Source organism: Priestia sp. 40 (genome assembly GCF_049368575.1).
In the GTDB taxonomy this organism is placed as follows: domain Bacteria; phylum Bacillota; class Bacilli; order Bacillales; family Bacillaceae_H; genus Priestia; species Priestia zanthoxyli.
Map to the genome: position 1 here is coordinate 202830 of NZ_JBMPZA010000026.1, position 17857 is coordinate 220686.

Consider the following 17857-nt stretch of genomic DNA (forward strand, 5'->3'; position numbering starts at 1 on the left):
AATTCAATGGACATACTAAACGAAAAGAAGCCAAGGAATTAGAATCCTTGACTTCTTTTATTTAACCGTAACGGTTATAAGAGGCATGTTATGCGTCCCTTTTGCAGAAACGTGTGACTGCACGGTATATGTGCCAGGCTCAGAGAAAGATGTTTGTATCTCATATACACCTTCTCCTATTTGTTTAGGTTTTAACATCTTCCCTTTCCCGTCGCCATCTTTTTTCTCTATTTCAAATTCAATCAGTTCAACATCATCATTATTCACTTTTTCGTTTCCATATGTAACTTCAGCTTTGTAGTTACCGCTTTCATTTTTCCGTAACGCTTCTGGACCTTGAAGATTTACGTTCAACGGTTTTGGCTGTTCAGCATTTGTGCTTTGAGCAGGCTCCTGACCACAGGCCGTTAAAAGTAAGCAAAGGCTGATTATAGATATACTTATTCTTTTTTTCATGTATTCATCTCCTTTTTAAACCCTTTGTTTAACTATAACGCGTATTGCAAAGAAAAAAATGAATTTTTCTAAAAAAGAAGGATTTTTAAAGATTTTTTAAGAAAAAAAGTTCATACTGATACTAACTAGTTTTTTCCAAGGAGGAAGAAAATGAATTCAGCTAAATCTCCAGCTAAACAATCATGGCTACAGATATTAATCAAAAATAAAAGTGAGCGTAAAAAAGTGATCTTGATCTTTACTATCTCTTTTTTACTAGTTGTAGCAGGGCTTATTTACATCCCTATTTATAAACACTCCCTTCCGATTGATTCTAAAATATATGAAGGGAATTTTAAAGAGCTTGGTTCAATTGCAAGAATTGGTTTCTTTGCAGCTTTAGCCATTTATCCTATTTTTTTATTATTAAAGTGGAAACCGTTATCGCACATAAAAAAAGGAAATTTTGAGTTAAAACCGCTTATTCAATTTTTAGCCAAGTACGTTCGTCAGTGGCACGTGCCCATTGCTCTTATATCAACTGCCTTGGTTATTTTACATGGTTATATGGCTTTAATAAGAGGATTTCAAGCAAATTTTACGTACTTTTCAGGCATTATTACGATGGCTGTTCTAGCTTGTTTACTTGTAATGGGCGTAAAGCGCTATAAACGTACAGATAAAAAGTGGCATCTTAAATTTGCTATCTCTTTTTTGGTTTTGTTTATGGTTCATGCTACGTTTTCATAACTTGCCATTGTTTAACCTTTTTTATATAGGGTACAGTTCACAATAAGTACATGATATGTATCACTATACGTTTTACATCATTTAGGAGGTATACACATGGCAAGAGTGTTAGCTGTATTATCAAGCGGATACGAAGAAAAAGATTATCACACAGGTTGGTGGGCAGAAGAATTATTTGCTCCGCTGCAGAAGCTTGAGGGCGCAGGACACACCGTTGATTTAGCCTCACCTTTTGGAGGTAAGCCGGAAGTAGACGTTCGAAGTATTTCAGAAGACTTTGATCCAAATGGAACATATAAGAAATTATATGAATCAGGAAGAGCGGATCAGACAATGAAGCTTGAAGAAGTAGATGCTGAGAACTATGACGTTATCTTAGTAGTAGGCGGCCACGGCGCTATGTTTGACTTAGCAAAAAATGTGGACTTGCATGCACTTATGAACAAAGTGTACGACAACGGAGGTATTTTAGCAGCTGAGTGTCACGGACCTTCTGTTTTTGCTTTCTTGAAAGGATCCGATGATGAACTGTTAATTAAAGGACTAGACGTAACCGGTTATCCTGATGAAATTGAACCGGAAGAAGTACTTCCTTTTTTACCATACAGTTTAGAACAAGAGCTTCGTGAAGTGGCTAATTACATCCCGGAGATGGATAAAAAAGCATATGCCGTTTGGGCAAATGATCAAATTGTCACAAGCCGAGATCCTTTTTCTTCGGAACTAATGGGTGATGAATTAGTTAAAAAGCTAAATAAATAAACTAAAAAAGACTGTTTTTCAAGCAGTCTTTTTTGTTTGTTCTATAGTGATGTTTGAAACTGCTGCTCCACCAACCGCCGGTAAAAAGCATGAGAGGCTAACAGCTCTTTGTGCGTCCCGTTTCCTGTAACTCTCCCTTCTTCTATTACAACAATTTGGTCTGCATTAATGACCGTAGATAGACGATGAGCAATGACGAGTGATGTGCGTTCTTTCATTACCGTTTCCAATGACTCTTGCACAAGCTTTTCTGATTCGGAGTCCAAGCTAGCTGTCGCTTCGTCCAGTAGTAAAAACTGGGGATTGCGTAACAGTGCTCGGGCAATTGCAATACGCTGTCGCTGTCCTCCTGAGAGATTAATACCTCTTTCTCCAATCATTGTTTCGTATTGAGCTTCAAAGGACTGAATGAAATGATGAGCATTCGCTAACTTCGCTGCTTCTTCTATTTCTTCATCCGTCACATGCCTCTCTAACCCGTAAATGAGATTTTCTCGAATTGTTCCTGCTAAAATCGGAGAATCCTGCTGAACATAGCTAAACAGGTGACGCCACGAACGTAAGTTGACGTTTTGACTGTCTGTTCCATCCAAGAATATGTGCCCCGATGAAGGCTCATAAAAGCGTTCGATAAGCGAAAAAACAGTAGATTTCCCAGCTCCGCTAGGTCCAACAAAAGCGGTAACTTCTCCTTTTTTAGCAGAAAATGAAACTTCCTGCAATACTGGTTTATCTTCATATTGGAAAGCAACTTTATCGAACCTTAAACTCCCTACCTGTTCAAGCACTTCTCCATTTTCATAGTTCTCTTCTTTCTCAGCTAATATATCAAAAATTCTTTCTGAAGCTCCTTTGGTTTGCTGAAAGCTCGTAACAAATCGGGTAAGTGAACCAACTGGAACCATAATTTGAAAAAGGTAAAGAACAAAAGCCACCAGCTCTCCTGCAGTGATAAATCCCTCACTCACCCGGTAGGCACCAAACCCGACGATGGCAATCATAACAGCGGTCATCACCGTGCTAATAATCGGTGTAATGATGGCTTCAATTTTAGCTCTCTTTACACCGAAGAGGTAGAGTGACTGAAACGATTGTAAGCCCGAATCAACTTCTTTTTTCTCTGAACCGGATACTTTAATCAAACGGATTTCACTCAGCATTTGAGCTAAAAAAGCCGTAAGCTTGGACATTTTATCCTGCTGCTCACGTGCAATTTTATGTATTTTTCGCGCTAGCGGCATAACCAGTACAAACATAACGGGAATAACCGCTAATAAAATGAGCGTCATGGGTACATCAAGCGTAAATAAAATAACAACGGCAACGATAATAGATAAAATATTTTTAACAAAGTCAATCATTTCTGTTGACAATAAATTCATCACAATGGTTGTATCATTTGTAATGCGGCTTACCATTTCACCTGAACGATTTTGATCGTAAAATGAAACAGGAAGCTTTATGAGCTTGTTCCACACTTTATGTCTGAGTTCTTTTACAACACCTTGCCCTACTTGAGCAAGGAGATAAAGAGACAGTGCGCTTGTTACCATTTGAGCAGCAAATAAGCCAAGAAGTCCTGTCACAAGCTGTGGTGAGACGCCTGTTGAAATTTTCTCCATCACTTCTTTAATAACAAGAGGAATGGAAAGAGAAGCTCCCGTATTGATTAAGGCCAGTATAAACGAAATGACTAACTTCCCTGTCGGAGGGTTTGTTAACAACCACAATTTTTTAAATGAAAAATTAATTCCTTTTTGCGTTTTCATCTTAGTTCCTTTCTAATTCTCTTAATAGGTGATATACATACCTTAGGTAGACACCTGAAACTTTACCTTCAAAGTTCTATCTTATTTTACACCATTTCTTTTCTCAACCTGAACTTCTAAGCTTTTACCCATTTTTTGAACTCGTCTATACAAAAATGACAAGCTGGTCATATACTATGGTACACTGAATTTCTTTACTAGATGAGAGGTTGAATAAGAATGTCTGTTTATATTAAATCTATTTCAATTGGAACCATTTCTGGCGGTATCGTTATTTTTGGAAACGCAGGAAATATATCGCCTCCAAGCGGCTCTACGTCCAGCTCTGGTTCTGCTTCTAGTTCTAGTTCTAGTTCTAATTCTCAAATGCCGATGCCTCCCTCTCCGGGAAAAGGCCCGAGGGATAACACAGCTTTTAATGCCTAACAAAAAAACAGTGAGAGATTTCTCACTGTTTTTATACTTGAATACTTGTCATCATCGCAATATAAAAAGCAAAAACAAACAAACCTGCACTTAATACGCTAAGCCATACTGTCTTTTTGTAAAAACAAATAAGTACATACACAAAAAACAGCAGTGCGACAAATAAGAACAAGGTTCCTACTACCGTTACTTGAAAGGTTAAAGGAAGCGTCACTTGCTTTCCATAAATAAATGGAAGAATCGATGAATCCATTGCCATATGACTTATATTGGCTGGCGGCGATTGCGTCACCATAATAGCTGTAAATAAAAAAATGATAAGCAAAATAATGCTTTCTGCTCGAATCCACGCCACGGGCTTATATTCTGGCTGTTTTATGGCTTTCTTCATAAGAAAGCCATTAATAACGGCAAATGCAAGCAGTGGAATAATCGTAATATGCTTTAGTAAAAGAGACTGTCCGTAATCTGTAGCCCATGAATTCACATAGTTGGACAGACCCATGATAATAATCATCGAAATGAATCCACTTAATGACAGAAGTACAAAGCAACCGATCGCAAAAGGAGTAAACCAGCTTAAGAAATTTTTCCAATTAGAGGTTTCTTTTGAAAAAGCGGCAACAATTAGAACCACTCCTCCCCACAGTCCAACTGCTAAAATATGAATGGAGTGAGAAAGCATCCCACTAAGCGCAGAAGCGGAAGCTGCGTGACTCGCATAGGCGATTCCTCCAACCAACGCCAAAGTCAGCAATGTATACATATGAGAGTGGCTCTCTATTGTGACAGCAATCATACATAAAATAGCCATCAGCACAACAAAAATCCAGGCGTGTCCTGTTCGTGTTTCTAATAATACAAGACGAACTGTTTCACCTAACCCTCTTATTTTTGAAAAAGATAAAATAATCTCAAGCGAATTTCCAACCGAAAAAATAGCGACAGCCGCTGCACTTGCAAGTAGCCATCGCTTTGATAATAAAATTGTTGGCTTTTTTGTAAGCGGCACATATTGCAGTACGGCAAATCCTAATAATAAGGAAAGACCTACGTATGTGAACCACTCAAAAACAGGCAACAAAATATTCATCTTTTTAAGCCTTTTTCTTTCTAAAGATTAAGAGTAATGCTCCAACCACCACTACAATCGCAATAATCATGATAACAAAAAACGATGAAGAATCATTGTTCTCTGTTTTTTCATCATTTGCTACTGCACTTTTTTGGTGTTGTTCAGATTGCTTGGCGTCTTGCTTTTTTTCACTATCTTTTCCGGCTGCTTGAGTATTCTCTTCTTTCGCTTCATCTTTCACATCTACTTTAAAAGCAATAGAATCTTTCATTACATGACCATCTTCCCCTACAATTTCCCAGTTCACTGTGTAAGAGCCGTTTTCAAGAGGCTGATCGACAGAAGCTATTAAATCATGACCCTCTACTTTTTGCGATGCAAGTGAAATTTTTTGTCCATCTTTTGTAACTGTTATAGTACTAATTTTCTCGATGGGTGTTTCAAAGGTTAATTTAATTTCTTTTAGAGGAGCTGTAACAGTTGCACCGTTTTCCGGCACGGTTGTTTGCACATGTGTATGAGCAAAACTAACTGTCGGAACAGCTAAAAAGCATGCTAAAAGTAAACCTATTATTTTTTTCATATTTAGGACTCCCTATCTCTTTTTCTTTTTTCATCATATCCAAAAATGCTTTTATGTAGACGTTTCCGAACACGATCTATTTTCCTAGTAAGTGTACTCCTTTTTTACTCAGTCTCACAATAACTATTACCAATTCGTTATAAAATGTTCACAAATCCTAGGTAAGGTGCCGCTGTAATTTTTTGAATATTCTTTCAGACTATCCTTGAATATAGTAAAATAGTTAAATAAGATGGCTGACTTTTTTCTAGCTTAAAATCCCATACAGAAAGGATAGAAACAATGAAAAAGTATACATGCCCTTGCTGTGGTTATCAATCGTTAGACAGTGATGGTGACTATGATATTTGTGAGATATGTTTTTGGGAAGACGATCCGTACCAAAAGCTGAATGCCAACGAATTAGGAGCCAACTCTATTTCTTTAATAGAAGCGCAGCAAAATTTTATAGTCTTTGGAGCGTGTAATAAAGAAAGCTTACAGCACGTGAGAAAGCCTTCTGTTCAAGATGTAAAAGATTTTAACTGGAAACCTATTATAAGTCACGAGTAGCAAAACTAGTTTATAAAAAAAGAATGCTTGCAAAAGCATTCTTTTTTGGAGTCAGTAAGAAGTGGAAACAAATGTAGAAAGCACATTTGTAAACCTATAAAAAGTTTGAGTTTTAGACGAAGCTCTTCCTTTTGAAGTGAATGAATGAAACATAGCACTTCGCAGCGGTTGACTAATCTCTAATTGAATACTTTTCCCGGTACGATTTTTATTTGCAATGTTTCTAGGGTTAATGCCTGCAATCTCATCGTGCCCTTTTGTAATCAGTTCCGCCGGAAATCCATTTTGATTTAATAATTGCGTTAATTTTTTTGCACGCTCCCGATCAGTTCCCCCCACAAAAATATGTTTTTCGTTCCCAGAATACCCGTGAAGAGATAAAACATTATCATACTTGCTTACTATCTTACGCGCTGTGGGCTCATCAAAATGAGTGCTTGTGAGGTGCAGGTCTCGTGACCCTTTCGACTTTAACGATTCGAATAGGTAAAGAGCATTTTGTTTGCTAAGCTCTTTGGCAATTTCGCTTGTTCCCCCTTCAATTCCTCCACCGTGTGGAGCAAAGATAAGGACAGGGCTTTTCGTTTCTTTGGTCGTCACTTTATAGCTAGCTGAAGACTCGTGCTGTGAGAGCTGCTTGAAATTTTGATATTTATCAGTTGATGCACTAGATGTGTCTTGAAAAGGTGAAATAAATAAAACGAGTAGACAGATACATAAGGTAGAGAAACTTACTAAACGATAGCTTTTCAATTTGTACTCCTGCTTTCCATTGTGTAATAAGACCTAAAACATTAGAATCTTAAAAAATCCAAAAATAATATTTTTGGTAGTCTTATTTACTTATCGTTATAAATTATAATTTATTTAATAGTTCTAAATACCTATTTATATTATTTAAAAAAACTTCAGCGCATATCTACTGAAGTTTTTTTACTTTTTTTGTTTTTATTTATTTAAAGCAAGCGCCAAACTAATTTTATCCAGCCAAAGAAGGCGATCCATAAAGGTATGCTCAAAGATGTTCCCCACGCTAAACCAATTAAGAAGTTTCCTCTTTCGATCATACAAACCACTCCTTATGAACATTGTAGGTGAACAAGTACAATTCTATACCTTCACTATAACAGAAAGCGCTTTCATTTAATAGTAACTTACACGTTTTTAGTTCTATATTCATACAGAAAACCGGATTTCAAGTAGATAAAGGGCGATATATAAGAAAATGAATAATTACAAGATGTAAAAGTATAATCATCTACTAAAAAAAGAAACCTTCTTTGAAGGCTTCTTTTCTAGGTGTTTTTTATTGTTCGCCGCTGCGCTGCAAGCGATTCTCAATAAATAGGCGTTCAACAAATTTATTTAGCTGGGCTTGATACAAACGGCGTTCATCTAGCGTTTTTGCGTCTTGTATTTGTTGCTTAAAGCGTTTGATTTGCTGTCTTTGTTCAACCGTTACATGATGAGAAAGAAGCATAGGTCCCCCTCCATTTCACTAACGTTTGAATTAAGTAAACCAAGGTTTACCAAAACAAACAACAAACCTGTTAGCTTCTCTTACATAAATTTTTTACTCAGCCTCTTTAGCCCCAACTAATGCTAAACCTGGACCGTACGGCGTTGTATGAACATCTAACATTAATTCATTGGTATAAGGCACAATAGAAGCTTCCATTGCTACTTGTACTCCGTTAACTTCATATACTTCATCATTTTCAAAAGGCTCTTCAAAAGCTAACCCAATATTAGGGATTTCACAGCTAATTCCTTTGAAATACAAGCGAATTCCTGTTATCTCCTGCTCTTCAAGTATATTGTTAATTAATTGTTTTGCTTCTGGTGTAATATGCATAACTAATCCTTCTTCCTTTCCATACTCTTGCTCTATCCTATCATATCTTTAAAGTTTTTAAAGAGAATAACTGCAATTTAAAAGTATTATTGTTATCATTTAATAATTATTATAAATAAGTATTGATTTTAATTTAATATTTGATATAATATAAACATAAGATAACAACAACTCATTAGGAGGCTATTAACTATGAATTTAGAAAACGTATTGAACCAACAAATTGCCGATTTTAACGTATTGTATACGAAGCTACATCGCTTTCACTGGTATGTAAAAGGGCCTCAATTTTTTACGCTTCATGAAAAATTTGAAGAATTCTATAATGAGACGGCGGACTATATAGATGAATATGCAGAACGATTACTAGCCATTGGAGGAAGCCCAATTGCTACAATGAAGCAATTTTTACAAGCAGCTACTCTTTCTGAAGATGGAAACGAGCAAACGAGTGACGAAATGGTAGAAACCTTAATTAATGACTATACGTTACTTGTTAAAAACTTAAAAAATTCAGTTGAAAAAGCTGAAGCAGCACATGATCACGTAACAGCTGACTTATTTATTGGAACAATCGGCAACATTGAAAAACATATTTGGATGCTAAAAGCTGCTTTACCTGTAAAAACATCTGTAAATGCATAAAAAGAGCCTAACCGGCTCTTTTTTACGTTTGTTGATTTACTTTTTTTTGTCTTTGCAGCCACATAAAAAAAGACATATCATCGTGAATGCCATCTTCTAGCACAGCCTTATAGACGTGATCACTCGTATAATAGCGATTATATCCGCTTTGCTGTTTGAAAAATAAAATGCATTCCCGCTTCTTTTCAGTGAGAAGTGATTTTAATAACTCTTGTTTCTCAACTTTGTCCTTCACGATATTTTCTGGAAGCACGGAAATATCAAGCTTCCACTCTTCTCCCTTCTGAATCATATACACACTCCACTGATACTTATCTTTTTCATTAGCAAATATCATCTTATAAGGGTTAAAACGTTTTGTAAGCTGATACCCCATGTGAAAAATAGATTCTTCATCCATTTCATCATTTCCTACGTAAAAATTAAGGATGCGATTTGTCATGACATTTAACTCGAAACTCTCCCCTGAAAGAGGACAACCATATTCTTTTAACAGATCCAATAAATGATTGGATACCACCAGTTGATGCGCTTCATGTTTTAATTCACTTGAGTATGACAGCAGCTCATTCATGTTTTTTGATTCCCCTATCTATAGATCGTGAATTGTTATTGATATTCGCTTTTTTTTCATAAAACCCTTTCACTTTTACCCTTTAATTAAATAACTAGATGTAAATTAAGTTATGTAGAGCAACATTTTATGAATAAATCAAGTTTAAGTATAAAACCTGAAGAAGTTTAAAGACTATAGTCGATACCGATTTTAAGGAGGACTTAGTATGAATAATCACGAACTTCCTACAAACATGCAAACTGGAGCTGTACCCCCTCAATTGAACCATGGAGGGCATGAACTATTTGACGTTCATGAAACACTTGCCGGCTCGATTAATGTAATGGATCAGTTTATGATGTTTAGGCAATATGTAAAAGAACAAGAGCTGCTTGATATCATTGATCGGCAATATCAGTTTATTTTAAATGAATATAATTTAATCGTAGAAGCTTTTTCTACTGGTCAAAAGCCGGCCGGTTCTACACATGTGTATAACATGAAGCAGTCTCATACCTTTGTTTATGGCTTAAAGCCTTCGCAGCCTAAAAAGCCGAATCAGTCCGTTGAGGAAATTAATGAAAAAGGCATATCAGGTCATATGCTAGGTCTAGTCAAGTCTCAGGCATCTCTTTTAACCATGACCGCTTTAGAAATAACAAATCCTGTTGTTCGCCGAATATTCGGAGACAGCGTTCCTAATTGGATTGAAATGGCTTATGAAATTTCTCTTTATCAAAATAAACACCATTATTATCAAGTGCCTCAGCTTGCAAAAGAAGATATGCAGCAAATGATCACAAGTTTTGCAAAAGCAGCTGCCTCTCCTCAGATGCCTAATAACCATAAGCTGCATTAATTAAAAGAGGCTGGGACAAACGTATTTTAATTAAAGGAAGATCCGAACGATTCATCGTTCGGATCTTTTCATTGGTAGGGTGAATATAGGTTTAATGTTAATATATTTAGAGTTGCTTCTAGCTGTTGATTGGAGGGCAAGGCAAAGACTTCTTCGGAAAGCGAAGTCATGCACACAAATCAACAGCGGTGGAACAAGCGATCCATACTCGATCATTTATCCAATTTGTTCCCTTTTAGATTCGATGAATATAGTTGTGTCTCAATCTCTTTTGCGCATATATTTCAGAAAATGACAAAAAACTATGCATTTTGAATTATTTTCTGAATATTTGTAGTATTTTGATTAATTATGTATTATAATAAATTTAACCAATAGAAAGGAGTGAGAGATGCATCATATATACTCGGATTACAGTTAAAGGAGGTGTCATAACACGCTCGCAATACGTTTGCTAAAAGTCAGTTGAACTGTAGAACCGATATGTGATAGACCATGATGGTAAAGTTAAGATTAATTCCCCTAAATGAACATGTAACATAATAAACTGCTTCTTATTCTTTTTAAAGATAGAAGCAGTTTTTTTATGTGCGTTTTTCTTTTCCGGATTTAATACATGTTTTCTCCACTTTGGCTAACACTTAAGATATACATTTACGTACAAGGTGGTGACTTTAATGATCGCCGTAAAATTACTATTAGTCGCGGTTTTAATTGCATTAACTGCTTTTTTTGTAGCGACAGAATTCGCTATTGTAAAAGTAAGGAGTTCAAAAATCAATCAGCTTTTAGAAGAAGGAAATAAAAAAGCCATCTCTGCCAAACATGTTATTACGCATCTAGATGAATATCTATCCGCTTGTCAGCTTGGTATCACCATCACGGCTCTTGGGCTTGGCTGGCTTGGTGAACCGACGCTAGATCGGTTGCTTCACCCTCTTTTTACTACCTTCCATACGAATGAGCCGCTTGCTGGTATTTTATCTTTTGTCATTGCATTTGTTGTTATTACTTTTTTACATGTTGTCTTGGGAGAATTAGCTCCTAAAACGTTTGCTATTCAAATGTCTGAACAAATTACGCTGAACTTTGCAAAACCGATTATCGTGTTTTACAAACTTATGTATCCGTTCATTAAAATATTAAACGGCTCAGCTCGTATGCTGACCAAGGTTTTTGGTATAACGATGATTTCAGAAAATGAAGCTGCTCATAGTGAAGAAGAGCTTCGCATTTTGTTATCTGAGAGCTTTGAAGGCGGTGAAATCAATCAATCCGAATATCGATATATGAGTAAAATTTTTGATTTTGATGATCGTTTAGCTAAAGAAGTAATGGTCCCTCGTACGGAAATTGTGAGTGCTTCAAAAGACGACGTCGTAGAGGTTTTTTTGCAAATCGCAAATGTCGAAAAATATACGCGCTATCCAATTGTTGAAGATGGGGATAAAGATAAAGTAATCGGTCTCGTTAATATTAAAGAAATTTATAACGATATTGTATTTAATGAAAAAGACGGCACCAATACGTTGGAATCGTACGTCAAGCCTATTTTTAAAGTAATTGAAACCGTACCTATTCATGACTTGCTTGTAAAGATGCAAAAAGAACGTATTCAAATGGCTATTCTCTTTGATGAGTATGGCGGAACTGCTGGGCTTGTCACAGTAGAAGACATTATTGAAGAAATTGTGGGAGAAATTCGAGATGAGTTTGATACGGACGAAATTCCTTATGTACAAAAAATTAAAGACGATCATTATATTCTTGACGGAAAAATGCTCATTAGCCAAGTAAATGATTTACTCGGCACGGATATTAGCGACGAAGAAGTAGATACCATTGCCGGGTGGGTGTTAACCGAAAAGTTTGATGTGACCAAAAATGATATCATTCAGCATGAGCAATTTTACTTTAAAGTGTTGATTATAGAAGATTTTCACATTAAGTATATAGAAGTAAAAAAAAGAAAGAAGAAAGAAAAAAAGGATGATCATCATTAATCATCCTTTTTAGTTATTCAAAACTCCTTTTACCAATCGTCTCCTCCATCAAAAAAATCTCCATCCAACAGGTCCTCCCCGGCTTCTTCAATATCTTCTCCAATTTCACCAAGAGCCGAGTCTTCAAACATATCATCCATCAAATTCTCAATGAGCAGCCCGCCTAACATACCTGCTGCAAAGCCTCCCATTGCTCCTCCTAACCCGCTCATACGTGGGTGGTGTGAACGCTGATCATAGTGAGAAGGCTTATAATACTCATAGTCTCGAGGGTTTTCCATCATCTCTTCCATCGCTTCTTCCAGCAAGCGAGCGATAGTGGATGGCTGGCTTAGTTCATCGTTTGTAAAAAAGAGTTCGTTTTTTATTTCCCTCTCTCGGCCGAAAGAAGGTAAATCTAGCTCCAACAACACGCGAATACCTTCTCGTTCAATGGCTACCTCAAACTCAACCTCATTTACATACCCCTTTAAGAAGTCTGTAGGAAAAAATGCAAATTCTTGTTTGTATCCGTTAAATTTTCCTGAATGATGTTTTTCTCTAAACCCAAGTGCTTCAAATCCCTCTACTAGCTGATATAGGCTTTTTGGAGCTTTAATGCGCACAGGGTCCCGGTCTGTTGAGTCAACTCCTCCTTCAATATCTAAGTATGTCTTAAAGAAATAGCTAACGTTGCTCGCAGAGATTGGAAGATCCAAAGGTAAATGATATGTAAATGGAATTTCTTTTTTCTCTCCTTCACTAATTGTAAACGAGGAAGCTGCGCGCAGGCTTTCCACACGATGTGTATGCATTTGACCGCTTTTCATTTGAACTTCAAGCCAAAATTCAACATCAATTAAATTAATATGTTGCTGAACGTTTCCACCTTGGATGACAATAGCTCCTTCAATTACTTGACCGAGCGTATAGGCCGTTTCATTTAGTCGTAAATCCACTTTGGCAGCTCCAACTCCAATTTTAGCAAACATTTTTTTAAACATTTTTTTTCCTCCTCCAAAATGCTCTTACTATATATACGAAGTATACCGTTTATAAGTTTCAACTTACAAAAAAAGAACTCAATTTCTTGAGTTCTTTCTGTTGCTTTGAAGCTCCTGTATTAAAAAACCCAGCCCCAGCAGCAGTTACGTCTTTTGCAGCAATGACGTTTTTTACAACCGCCGTGATGTCCGCCGTGATGACAGCCACTGTGGTTACCATGGTGATGCCCTCCATCGTGGTTACCGCCGTGATGTCCACCATGATTGTCGCCATGACCCCCACCGTGGTTACCGCCGTGATCGCCACCGTGACCCCCGCCATGATGACATTTTTTATGACCTGAACGATGATCATCATCATGTTTAGGACAATGATCGTTATGCTTATAATCGTTATGACAGCATTTTCCTTCATGGCTACTTCTTGGATCATAACCAGAAGTTTTGTAATAATACTGATTAGAACACCAGCAACAGTTCTTTTTGTTGTTGTAACTCACATAAACCATCCTTATCTATAAATAAGATTTATATAGGCAATTTTATACCTATATATAAATAGATTATGTAAACTAGTACAAGGAAGTGCATTGCTGTGGGCCATGACCTAAGCCTGTTTTTAGGAGTATATGCGGGGCAGCTAAGACAAGAAAAAAAGCCATCTAAAGATGGCCTTTTTTATATTTGATTTTTCACTTTACTTGCGCTTTCTGCATAAAACTCTAGAATTTCTCTTCTTCTCACAATTCCAATAAATACACCTTGATCATCCGTTACAGGAACAAAATTTTGGTCAATTGCCTTTGAAAGGATGTTTTGAACTTCATCATATATAGCAACTGGGTTATAATCTTGATAGCGGTCAATCTCTGTTAATTTAATATTTTCCGTATCTTGAAAGCGATAGTCTCCTAGGCTTTTTAACTTCCAAAGAAGATCTCCTTCAGTAAGAACGCCTACATATTTACCATCATCGTCAACCAGCGGAACTGTAGAATAGCGATGATACTCCATTTTTTCAAGAGCCTGTCTTAATGTGGATTGAATATTTAGTGTTACAACATCACTTTTTGGTACTAAGAAAAATGCAATATTCATTTTTTAATCTCCTTTTCCTTACCCGCTCATCTTACGATTTCTATTTATTTTTTCAGTTTTCGGCTTATTTTAATGTTTTAATCATACAAAATGCAGCTCGCAGTTATCTTACATTTACAACTATAAGCTGTCAATCCTAAGCTATGTAATTTCGGCTTCTTATTTTCTTTATTACAGTACCCGTTTTCTAAATAATCAAATCCTAATTTTTAGAAAAACACGTCTAGTTAAAATGATGGTTCCTACAGCTGCTTTTTTATACTAATAAGGGCCGGAAGAGCTACTTTCAGCTCTTCTTCTCTGCGATAAGAACGCAACTGAACCTCATTATATGCTCTGTTTATACTTTTTGACTCATGAAAAAGTCCCACATGATTCGGCTAGCGTTGGGGCCTTTAGGGTCTGTATAGCTGCCCGCTGAATTCCCTCCGGACCATGCATGCCCCATTCCATTGATAATATATTTATCAATAGCTAATTCTCCCTTACTGCTTTCGTAGCGATATGTGGTATAATCCCGTCCAAAGAGAATTTTTTCTTCTCTCGTCTTAACCGGGCTATCTTGAATCCATCCATCTATTCTTCCGTTATAAGCAAGATTATTCGTTGTAATCCACTGGTGAACCACTTGATCTGCATTGGCTACATTTACCGTAGAATCAGCGTTACCATGAAATACAATGAGCGGCAGTGGCTTTGCCCGTTTTCCCATTTGCTGATAAGCAATTCTCCCTTGTTTAACGGGGGAAGGACCTTTACTGGCCATGACAGAATACGCATTAAATACGTTAAGAGCCGCCTGATATTCGATACCTGCTGACACACCTATTCCAGCAAATAGTTCTGGATACGTTACCCCCATAACGATGCTCATTGCTCCTCCTGCCGACAGACCGGCAATAAACACTTTATTTTTCTGAATAAAGTGCATGTTTTGGACTTTTTTTACAATTCCTGCGATAATAGCTGGTTCGCCAAACCCTCTAATTTGATGGAGCGGTTCAAACCAGTTCCAGCATTTATTCATATTTGAGTTAGAAGACTGCTGTGGGTATACGACAATAAATTCCTTTTCATCGGCGAGCTCATTCATTTGCGTGCCTATCGCAAAATCATCTGCATTTTGTGTACATCCATGCAGCATAACCATTAGTGGGTAAGATTTTAAAATATGATAGGATTTAGGTAAATAGACCTTAAATTTTTTTCCTTTATGAGTATATGTTTTAAATGATTCAGATGACGCTTCTTGTTGTTCACTTGAAGACACAAGCGTTGACGTATTTATAACATTAGGTAGTGAACCCAACATGGTACCCCTCCTCTTTTTGTCAACGTTTTCATTTTTCTTCCCAATTACGTCCTGTATTACAATACTACATATTATTTCGTTTTTTTGCACGTTCTACATACTCTGAGAGTACAACTTGTTTTGGTTTTAAGCCGTTTTTTATATTCTTGAAATTTGGGATTTTTTTGCTATATATATACTTTATTACTATATATGAAAATTGTCACTATAATCATGAAAAAAGGACAAACATGCCGTTTGCCCTTTTATTTGGACCTTGATGTTTCAATGCCCTTTGCCGAATTAAGACTCTATACTTTTATTATATGATGCTCCCTATCATTTATATGAATTTATTGCTCTTCATGTTTAAATCTTTAACCTTTACTATTTCATACTTTGACCAATTCTTTCGTAGCAGACGGCAAGGTGCAGGTGCGGAAGCCACGTTGAAAAAGAAGAATCTTGAAGAGCAAATATTTTCGTTTAACCTCTTCTTCGTTCGCAACAATCGTACAAAGGCTGATTGCAATCACTCTTTCCCCCTCCTTTTGCTTGAATAGGTATAGCAAAGAGATGCTATTAGAGTAGATTCCTTTATTTTGCATACATTTTTTAGAAAACTATGGTAAAAATAAGACTTATCATATGGAGGTGAATAAATTGGCAAATATCCCAAAGGATACTGAGCCCTACTGGCGCGATCATTTAAAGTTTCCAACATACCCATCTCTTTCAGAAAATCGAAAAGTTGATGTTGTAGTAGTAGGAGGCGGTATTAGCGGTATTACAACGGCTTATTTATTACAAAAAGAAGGGCTGAACGTGGCGTTAATTGAAGCTGATAATATTTTAAATGGTACAACCGGTCACACAACAGCAAAGATTACAGCTCAGCATGACGTTATCTACGATGAGCTGCTTTCACACATTGGCGAAGAAAAAACGCTGCTGTATTATAAAGCAAATGAACAAGCTCTGCAGTTTATGAAAAACTTAATTCAAACGGAAAACATTGACTGTGATTTTTCGGTACAAGATGCTTACTTATACGGAGAAACGCTGGAGTTTGATCATCGAGTTCGTAAAGAATTTCGAGCCTATCAGCGATTACATATTCCATGTGAATTTGCAACGGAGCTTCCTTTTAATTTTGATATTAGGGCAGCAGCTATTATGAAAGATCAAGCTCAGTTTCATCCGTTGAAATATCTGCTTCATTTAGCAAAAAAATTCACAGAAAGCGGCGGATTGATTTTTGAAAATACCGTAGCAACTGACGTAGAAGAAAGCACGTCGCCCACCGTTGTCACAAGAGACGGCCATCGAATTTCTTGTAAGTATGTAGTGGCGTGTTCACACTTTCCATTTTATGATGGAGCGGGCTTTTACTATACGCGCATGTATGCCAAACGTTCGTATGTGTTGGCAGCAAAAGTTGAACAAGCTTATCCCGGAGGTATGTATTTAAGTGCTGATCAGCCTACTCATTCGCTGCGTTCAACAAAAGTTGACGGAGAAGAACTCATCTTAATTGGTGGAGAAGGCCACAAAGCTGGACAAGGGATTAATACTCTGTTCCACTATGAGTCCCTTCAGAGGTTCGCCGAAGAAAATTTTACTGTTCAACATTTTCGTTATAAATGGTCTGCACAAGATTTATTTACCCTTGATAAAATTCCATATATCGGTCCCATTAAAGAAAGCAAGCCAAACATCTTTATTGCCACCGGATTTAAAAAATGGGGAATGACTCATAGCACGATTGCAGCACACATTATTCGAGATGCAATAACCGGAAAAGACAACCCCTATGCAGAGTTGTATCATCCATCTCGTTTTTATGCGGATCCTAGCCTTAAGCATTTCTTTCGTCAAAATCTTGATGTGGCTGAACACTTTATTACCGGTAAGTTTTCAATGCCTGAAAAAGGACTGGATCAGCTTCAAAATGATGAAGGGTCGGTCGTATATGTAAACAGCAAACGTACGGGGGCTTATAAAGATCCTCAAGGGAAGCTTCACTGCGTCGATACTACATGCACGCACTTAGGATGTGAAGTGAATTGGAACGCTGGTGACCGCACGTGGGACTGCCCTTGTCACGGTTCTCGTTTCTCTTACGACGGATCTGTGGTAGAAGGCCCTGCTAAAAAGCCGCTTACACCAGTGGATGTCAATTCAAGCGATAAAAAAAGCACGCCGTAGGGCATGC

General features: G+C 37.0%; 21 protein-coding genes. 8 read left to right on the plus strand and 13 right to left on the minus strand.

Annotation, left to right across the window (positions count from 1 at the left end; genetic code table 11):
• Window positions 1-57: 57 nt before the first annotated feature.
• The gene (locus tag ACO1DI_RS27230) at window positions 58-456 is read right to left on the minus strand and encodes a FixH family protein (protein ID WP_098625844.1); all 399 of its coding nucleotides are present in this window, start codon (window positions 454-456) and stop codon (window positions 58-60) included.
• A 150-nt stretch (window positions 457-606) separates the two neighbouring features.
• Here ACO1DI_RS27230 and ACO1DI_RS27235 point away from each other — a divergent pair, with 150 nt between their 5' ends.
• Entirely contained in the window at window positions 607-1185 is a 579-nt protein-coding gene (locus tag ACO1DI_RS27235) for a hypothetical protein (RefSeq protein WP_098625846.1), read from the plus strand.
• Between the two features lie 96 nt (window positions 1186-1281).
• Window positions 1282-1947, plus strand: a complete 666-nt coding sequence (locus tag ACO1DI_RS27240; RefSeq protein ID WP_098625848.1) for a type 1 glutamine amidotransferase domain-containing protein — start codon at window positions 1282-1284, stop codon at window positions 1945-1947.
• Between the two features lie 41 nt (window positions 1948-1988).
• Here ACO1DI_RS27240 and ACO1DI_RS27245 read toward each other — a convergent pair whose 3' ends face one another.
• Window positions 1989-3716, minus strand: a complete 1728-nt coding sequence (locus ACO1DI_RS27245) for an ABC transporter ATP-binding protein (RefSeq protein WP_014459472.1) — start codon at window positions 3714-3716, stop codon at window positions 1989-1991.
• Between the two features lie 219 nt (window positions 3717-3935).
• On the opposite strand from ACO1DI_RS27245, the gene ACO1DI_RS27250 reads away from it, so the two are divergent.
• Window positions 3936-4142, plus strand: coding sequence for a hypothetical protein (locus tag ACO1DI_RS27250; RefSeq protein ID WP_302893081.1), 207 nt, complete (start codon window positions 3936-3938; stop codon window positions 4140-4142).
• A 31-nt stretch (window positions 4143-4173) separates the two neighbouring features.
• Here ACO1DI_RS27250 and ACO1DI_RS27255 read toward each other — a convergent pair whose 3' ends face one another.
• Window positions 4174-5235 carry a copper resistance D family protein gene (locus ACO1DI_RS27255; protein WP_226555306.1) on the minus strand — a complete coding sequence of 354 codons (1062 nt, stop codon included), beginning with the start codon at window positions 5233-5235 and terminating at the stop codon, window positions 4174-4176.
• 4 nt (window positions 5236-5239) lie between these two features.
• Window positions 5240-5800: a copper resistance CopC family protein gene (locus ACO1DI_RS27260; RefSeq protein ID WP_014459469.1), complete on the minus strand. Its 561-nt coding sequence runs from the start codon at window positions 5798-5800 to the stop codon at window positions 5240-5242.
• A 282-nt stretch (window positions 5801-6082) separates the two neighbouring features.
• Here ACO1DI_RS27260 and ACO1DI_RS27265 point away from each other — a divergent pair, with 282 nt between their 5' ends.
• On the plus strand, window positions 6083-6352 hold the full coding sequence (locus ACO1DI_RS27265) for a CPCC family cysteine-rich protein (RefSeq protein WP_014459468.1): 270 nt from the start codon (window positions 6083-6085) through the stop codon (window positions 6350-6352).
• 51 nt (window positions 6353-6403) lie between these two features.
• Here the strand turns inward: ACO1DI_RS27265 and ACO1DI_RS27270 are convergent, their stop codons facing one another.
• The 3 genes from ACO1DI_RS27270 to ACO1DI_RS27280 all read right to left on the minus strand — a co-directional run bounded on the left by ACO1DI_RS27270 (window position 6404) and on the right by ACO1DI_RS27280 (window position 8207).
• The gene (locus tag ACO1DI_RS27270; protein ID WP_116739022.1) at window positions 6404-7105 is read right to left on the minus strand and encodes a poly-gamma-glutamate hydrolase family protein; all 702 of its coding nucleotides are present in this window, start codon (window positions 7103-7105) and stop codon (window positions 6404-6406) included.
• Window positions 7106-7658: 553 nt separating this feature from the next.
• Complete coding sequence (locus ACO1DI_RS27275; protein ID WP_013057683.1) at window positions 7659-7832, minus strand: hypothetical protein; 174 nt, start codon at window positions 7830-7832, stop codon at window positions 7659-7661.
• A gap of 93 nt (window positions 7833-7925) precedes the next feature.
• Complete coding sequence (locus ACO1DI_RS27280; RefSeq protein WP_014459466.1) at window positions 7926-8207, minus strand: hesB-like domain-containing protein; 282 nt, start codon at window positions 8205-8207, stop codon at window positions 7926-7928.
• 192 nt (window positions 8208-8399) lie between these two features.
• Here ACO1DI_RS27280 and ACO1DI_RS27285 point away from each other — a divergent pair, with 192 nt between their 5' ends.
• Entirely contained in the window at window positions 8400-8852 is a 453-nt protein-coding gene (locus ACO1DI_RS27285; RefSeq protein WP_116739020.1) for a Dps family protein, read from the plus strand.
• A gap of 22 nt (window positions 8853-8874) precedes the next feature.
• On the opposite strand, the gene ACO1DI_RS27290 is transcribed toward ACO1DI_RS27285, so the two are convergent.
• Window positions 8875-9426 (minus strand): hypothetical protein, encoded by a 552-nt coding sequence (locus tag ACO1DI_RS27290; protein WP_140451414.1) that lies wholly within the window; start codon window positions 9424-9426, stop codon window positions 8875-8877.
• Window positions 9427-9634: 208 nt separating this feature from the next.
• Between ACO1DI_RS27290 and ACO1DI_RS27295 the strand changes: the two genes are divergently transcribed.
• Both ACO1DI_RS27295 and ACO1DI_RS27300 read left to right on the plus strand, forming a co-directional pair.
• Window positions 9635-10267, plus strand: coding sequence for a spore coat protein (locus ACO1DI_RS27295; RefSeq protein WP_115654268.1), 633 nt, complete (start codon window positions 9635-9637; stop codon window positions 10265-10267).
• Between the two features lie 677 nt (window positions 10268-10944).
• Window positions 10945-12270, plus strand: coding sequence for a hemolysin family protein (locus tag ACO1DI_RS27300; protein WP_014459462.1), 1326 nt, complete (start codon window positions 10945-10947; stop codon window positions 12268-12270).
• A 29-nt stretch (window positions 12271-12299) separates the two neighbouring features.
• Here the strand turns inward: ACO1DI_RS27300 and ACO1DI_RS27305 are convergent, their stop codons facing one another.
• The 5 genes from ACO1DI_RS27305 to ACO1DI_RS27325 form a co-directional block, all read right to left on the minus strand.
• On the minus strand, window positions 12300-13253 hold the full coding sequence (locus ACO1DI_RS27305; protein ID WP_226555304.1) for a sporulation protein: 954 nt from the start codon (window positions 13251-13253) through the stop codon (window positions 12300-12302).
• Window positions 13254-13311: 58 nt separating this feature from the next.
• Window positions 13312-13686, minus strand: coding sequence for a hypothetical protein (locus ACO1DI_RS27310; RefSeq protein ID WP_042992056.1), 375 nt, complete (start codon window positions 13684-13686; stop codon window positions 13312-13314).
• 245 nt (window positions 13687-13931) lie between these two features.
• Window positions 13932-14351: a CBS domain-containing protein gene (locus ACO1DI_RS27315; RefSeq protein WP_013057690.1), complete on the minus strand. Its 420-nt coding sequence runs from the start codon at window positions 14349-14351 to the stop codon at window positions 13932-13934.
• A gap of 340 nt (window positions 14352-14691) precedes the next feature.
• Complete coding sequence (locus tag ACO1DI_RS27320) at window positions 14692-15663, minus strand: alpha/beta hydrolase family esterase (RefSeq protein ID WP_016764703.1); 972 nt, start codon at window positions 15661-15663, stop codon at window positions 14692-14694.
• A 371-nt stretch (window positions 15664-16034) separates the two neighbouring features.
• Complete coding sequence (locus ACO1DI_RS27325) at window positions 16035-16178, minus strand: hypothetical protein (protein ID WP_182420923.1); 144 nt, start codon at window positions 16176-16178, stop codon at window positions 16035-16037.
• Window positions 16179-16305: 127 nt separating this feature from the next.
• Here ACO1DI_RS27325 and ACO1DI_RS27330 point away from each other — a divergent pair, with 127 nt between their 5' ends.
• On the plus strand, window positions 16306-17850 hold the full coding sequence (locus ACO1DI_RS27330) for an FAD-dependent oxidoreductase (RefSeq protein WP_182420924.1): 1545 nt from the start codon (window positions 16306-16308) through the stop codon (window positions 17848-17850).
• Window positions 17851-17857 lie beyond the last annotated feature (7 nt).